This window comes from Nocardioides sp., assembly GCF_050699375.1.
Taxonomy (GTDB): Bacteria; Actinomycetota; Actinomycetes; order Propionibacteriales; family Nocardioidaceae; genus Nocardioides.
On sequence record NZ_JBOHDN010000404.1, the window covers coordinates 1 to 4003 of the forward strand.

Below are 4003 nucleotides of genomic sequence, written 5' to 3' on the forward strand. Positions count from 1 at the left end.
GAGTCGGCCCATCCTGACCAAACCGGCCGCCGAGTCGGCTCGTCATGACGCGCCGACTCGGCGCTGGTTCGCGTCAGTTCGCGCCGACTCGGCGCGGCTTCTGAGTCGACGTCGCAGGTGATCGCCACTATGTTGAGGCGGGGGGCGTCGGCCCTCCACTCGTCAGCGCTGGCGGTTCGCATGCTCTCCGTCTCTGCTCCCAAGTCACCCAGGACGTTCATCGTAGAAGCGCCGAAACCGGCTGTGACCAGGAGGTTCGCGATCGAGGTGGGGGTGGTCCCATCCGAGGAGAGCGCCAGGATCCGGCGGCCGGGGGCGAGCTCGCGGTTGAGCAGTGCGACGTCGCGGCCGACGAGGCTGACGACCGCGCACGACTCGGCCGGCCAGCCCATCCGGGCGCGGGCGAGGGCGACTGAGGAGAGGGCCGGCTCGATGCGTACGTTCTCCCGACCGAGAAGCGAGATCAGGGTCGTGCCGATGCCGGAGACGAGCGGGTCGCCAGAGGCGAGGGCGACGACCGAGGCTTCGGTCGGCAGCGACTCGAGCAGAGCCGGCAGGCCGTCGCGGAGCGGCGAGGGCCAGGGTTCGCGGTGCTGGCCGGGGACGTTCGGAACCAGGTCGAGGTGGCGTTTGCCGCCGAGCAGCACGGCGGCTTCCCGGAGCAGCCGCTGATGGCGTACGGGGATCTCGTCCCAACCTCCGGCACCGATGCCCACCACGACGATCATGGGGCCAGACGCTACAGTGACCGCACAGTCGCGAGGTGCCCCGACTGCCCAGCCATCGGCTCTGAACGTTGAACCGGTGAGGACGGCGGAACGGGAGAATCTGGGAAGCCGGTGAGAGTCCGGCACAGGCCCGCTGCGGTGAGTCGAGCCCCGTCATGGGGACTCGGTAAGTCCGAAGACCGGCCTCGCGTCCATTCCATCAATGCGATAGGGAGCGGGAGCCTCTCATGCCGGTGCACTACCCATTTTCTGCCGTCCTCGGCTGCCAGGCGGACTCTGCCGCTGGGCTCGACGACATGGGCCTCGCGCTCGTGCTCACCACGATCTCTCCGGAGATCGGCGGGGTGCTGGTCCGTGGCGAGAAGGGGACCGCGAAGTCCACAGCCGTACGCGGCCTGGCGGCCGTGCTGCCGTCGATCTCGGTCTACGCGGGGGATCGGTTCTCGATCGACCCGTCCGATCCCTCCGCGGAGTCGCCGGACGGGCCGTTCGGGGCGTCTGCCGTCGTCGAGAGCCGGCCGGTGCGGCTGGTCGAGCTGCCGGTGGGAGCGAGCGAGGACCGGGTCGTCGGCTCGCTGCACCTGGAGAGCGCGCTGTCGCGTGGCGCCGTCGAGTTCGAGCCCGGGCTGCTGGCTCGCGCGCACCGGGGGCTCTTGTATGTCGACGAGGTCAACCTCCTCCACGACCACCTGGTCGACCTGCTGCTGGACGCGGCGGCGATGGGGCGGGTCTCGGTCGAGCGCGACGGCGTCTCGGTCTCGCACGCTGCACGCTTCGTGCTGATCGGCACCATGAACCCCGAGGAGGGGGAGCTGCGCCCGCAGCTGCTGGACCGCTTCGGGCTCACCGTCGAGGTCGCGGCGCCGCGGGATCCGTCACTGCGCGCCGAAGTCGTACGTCGCCGGATGGCCTTCGACCTCGATGCCGCTGCGTTCGCCGAGCGGTTCGGCGGCGAGGATCGTGCGCTGACCTCCCGGATCGCCTCTGCTCGGGACCTGGTCGGGAAGGTACGCCTGACCGAGATCGGGCTGCTCAAGATCGCCGAGGTCTGTGCGGCCTTCGAGGTCGACGGGCTGCGGGCCGACATCGTCACCGCCCGCACTGCCGTCGCGCACGCCGCCTGGGCCGGTCGGTCGGAGGTGGTCCGCGAGGACATCCGCCAGGCTGCCCTGCTGGCGTTGCCGCACCGTCGTCGGCGTAATCCCTTCGATGCTCCGGGGATCGACGAGGACCTGCTCGACCGGATCCTCGGGGACGACGAGCTGCCTCCCGAGCCGCCGGAGGGTGGGCCGGAGGATTCGGACTTCGAGCCTGCCGAGACCTCTCCGGAGGACACGTCGAGCTCGGAGGAGCCCGGCGACCCGGAGGCCGGTCCTGCCGAGCCCTCCCAGGAGCAGTCGTCGAACTCGGAGGACGTCTCGACAAGCTCGACCGCCGATGAGTCCGGCCCGGACGCCGAGCCGGCCGAGACCTCGCCGGACGACACGTCGAGCTCGCCGCAGGTCGCGCCCGGCTCGCCCACCTCGACCACGGCGGCGGGCACGGCCTATCGACCTCGCCTGCTGACCGTGACCGGACTGGGCACGGGACGCACCGGGGGCCGGAGCAAGGCGATCGGCAGCAGCGGCCGCCGGATCGGTGCGACCGAGGGCGGACGAGGTGCGTTGCACCTCGTCGAGACGTTGAAGGCCGCGGCGGGGAAGCAGGCTGCCCGGGGACGTACGTCTGGCCGGGTCGAGCTGCGCTCCGAGGACCTGCGGACCGCGATCCGCGAAGGGCGCGAGGCCAACCTGGTGCTCTTCTGCGTCGACGCGTCCGGCTCGATGGCCGCGCGCAAGCGGATGGCGCAGGTGAAGGCGGCGGTCCTCTCGCTGCTGCTCGACGCCTACCGGCGCCGGGACAAGGTCGGGATGATCACGTTCCGCGGCGAGGGCGCCGAGCTGGTGCTGCCGCCGACGGGGTCCGTCGATCTCGCGGCGGCCCGTCTCGACGAGATCCCCGCCGGGGGACGTACGCCGCTGGCCGAAGGCCTCCTAGAAGCCGCCCGGGTGCTCCAGCGCGAGCACCTGCGGGACCCGGATCTGCGGCCGCTGCTGGTGGTCGTCACCGACGGGCGTGCGAACTCGAAGGTCCACGGGAAGGAAGCGGTCCGGCGCTCGCAGCAGGCCGCCGCGTACGTCGCCGGTCTGGGCGTCACCACCGTCGTCGTCGACTCCGAGAGCGGGCCGATGAGACTGGGGCTGGCGCGTCAGCTGGCGGAGCATCTGGGTGCGGAGCACGTGCCGGTCGCCGAGGTGAGCGCAGAGGCACTGACCTCGGCCGTCCACGGCCACACCTACGCCGGGAAGGGAGCAGCCTGATGCCGAAGGGACAGCCGCTGAGCGTGCCCGACGACGGGCTCACCACCCGGCAACGCCGCAACCGGCCGCTGCTGATGGTCCACACCGGGCCCGGCAAGGGGAAGTCGACCGCCGCGTTCGGGCTCGCGCTGCGCGGGTGGAACCAGGGCTGGCGGATCGGGGTCTTCCAGTTCGTGAAGTCGGCCAAGTGGCGCATCGGCGAGCAGACCGTGCTCGAGCGCCTCGGCACACTGCACGAGGAGACCGGCGAGGGCGGCCCGGTCGACTGGCACAAGATGGGCTCGGGCTGGTCCTGGTCGCGCAAGCAGGGGGAGGCCGAGGACCACGCCGCGGCAGCCGCCGAGGGCTGGGCCGAGATCAAGCGATGCCTGGCCGCCGAGACGTACGACCTGCTCGTCCTCGACGAGTTCACCTACCCGATCAAGTGGGGCTGGGTCTCCGCCGAAGAGGTGGCCTCGGTGCTCGCCGCGCGGCCGGGGCGCCAGCATGTCGTGATCACCGGGCGCGACGCCGATCCCGCGCTCCTGGAGGTCGCCGACCTGGTCACCGAGATGACCAAGATCAAGCACCCGATGGACGCCGGCCAGAAGGGGCAGAAGGGCATCGAATGGTGAGTCTGCCCCGACTGGTGGTGGCAGCTCCCTCGACCGGCTCGGGAAAGACGACGGTCGCGACCGGGCTGATGGCGGCGCTGCGTGCTGGTGGGGCCGTCGTCAGCGGGCACAAGGTCGGGCCGGACTACATCGACCCGGGCTATCACGCGCTCGCCACCGGGCGTCCGGGGCGCAACCTCGACCCTCATCTGGTGGGGGAGTCGCGGATCGTACCGCTGCTGCTCCACGGGGCTGCCGGGGCGGACGTGGCGGTCATCGAAGGCGTCATGGGGCTCTACGACGGCCGCCTCGGCACCGACGG

General features: G+C 71.5%; 3 protein-coding genes, 1 pseudogene and 1 riboswitch. Of the genes and pseudogenes, 3 read left to right on the plus strand and 1 reads right to left on the minus strand.

Going from position 1 to position 4003, the window contains the following annotated elements:
* The coding region (gene cbiE, locus ACRDPS_RS26480; protein WP_431504659.1) for a precorrin-6y C5,15-methyltransferase (decarboxylating) subunit CbiE at positions 1 to 728 on the minus strand (728 nt) is incomplete at its 3' end.
* Between the two features lie 62 nt (positions 729 to 790).
* A riboswitch (cobalamin riboswitch) is annotated at positions 791 to 930 on the plus strand.
* A gap of 25 nt (positions 931 to 955) precedes the next feature.
* On the opposite strand from cbiE, the gene ACRDPS_RS26485 reads away from it, so the two are divergent.
* The 3 genes and pseudogenes from ACRDPS_RS26485 to ACRDPS_RS26495 form a co-directional block, all read left to right on the plus strand.
* Entirely contained in the window at positions 956 to 3088 is a 2133-nt protein-coding gene (locus ACRDPS_RS26485) for a VWA domain-containing protein (protein WP_431504660.1), read from the plus strand.
* Entirely contained in the window at positions 3088 to 3702 is a 615-nt protein-coding gene (gene cobO / locus ACRDPS_RS26490; RefSeq protein ID WP_431504661.1) for a cob(I)yrinic acid a,c-diamide adenosyltransferase, read from the plus strand. Before ACRDPS_RS26485 ends, cobO begins: the two co-directional genes overlap by 1 nt.
* Positions 3696 to 4003 (plus strand): annotated as a pseudogene (locus tag ACRDPS_RS26495) (cobyrinate a,c-diamide synthase); the annotation flags it as partial. The gene cobO and the pseudogene ACRDPS_RS26495, both read left to right, overlap by 7 nt.

Bases quoted from the DNA above. Each gene is read 5' to 3' on its own strand.
- ACRDPS_RS26485 (WP_431504660.1), top strand. From the start codon at position 956: ATGCCGGTGCACTACCCATTTTCTGCCGTCCTCGGCTGCCAGGCGGAC.
- cobO (WP_431504661.1), top strand. From the start codon at position 3,088: ATGCCGAAGGGACAGCCGCTGAGCGTGCCCGACGACGGGCTCACCACC.